Here is a 434-nt window from a genome sequence, read left to right as displayed (position 1 = left end):
AAAAGCAAAAGGCGACCCACACGGTCGCCCGAAACGCGTTTTACGGTGCTGAACGCCCGAGTGCAACACCGCGCGACTCGGGTTGCGGGCACAGTTTATTGCGGGCCGATCGGCGCGATCTTCATGCCGTCCTTGAGCGTGCCTGCACGCGACAGCGCCACCCACTCGCCCAGCGCCAATCCGCTGAGCACGCCGATCCCTGCGGGCGTCTCATCCCCGAGCGTGATCCGCCGCAGATGCACGCGTGATGTGGCAAGATCGACGACATAGACCTGCGCCATCGTTCCCTGCCGCGCGCACACCGCGCTGGGCGGCACGGCGAGCAACCGCGTGCTCGTCCCGCTCGCGATGATGCTGGCGGTGCCAGCCTGGCCCACCTTCAACCGCGCATCATCGGGCAGCGCGATCTCGACCGCTACCGCGCCCGCCGGATC

At 67.7% G+C, this 434-nt stretch carries 1 protein-coding gene; it reads right to left on the bottom strand.

The genetic code is table 11. From position 1 onward, the window contains the following. Positions 1 to 95: 95 nt before the first annotated feature. On the bottom strand, positions 96 to 434 hold a 339-nt coding region (locus AACY52_RS31650; protein ID WP_370468092.1), incomplete at its 5' end, for a hypothetical protein.

Source organism: Pseudomonas sp. EA_65y_Pfl1_P113 (genome assembly GCF_963970525.1).
Lineage (GTDB): Bacteria > Pseudomonadota > Gammaproteobacteria > Pseudomonadales > Pseudomonadaceae > Aquipseudomonas > Aquipseudomonas tritici.
The sequence above is the reverse complement of the archived record's forward strand: the minus strand, read 5'-3'. Positions and strand labels throughout refer to the sequence as shown.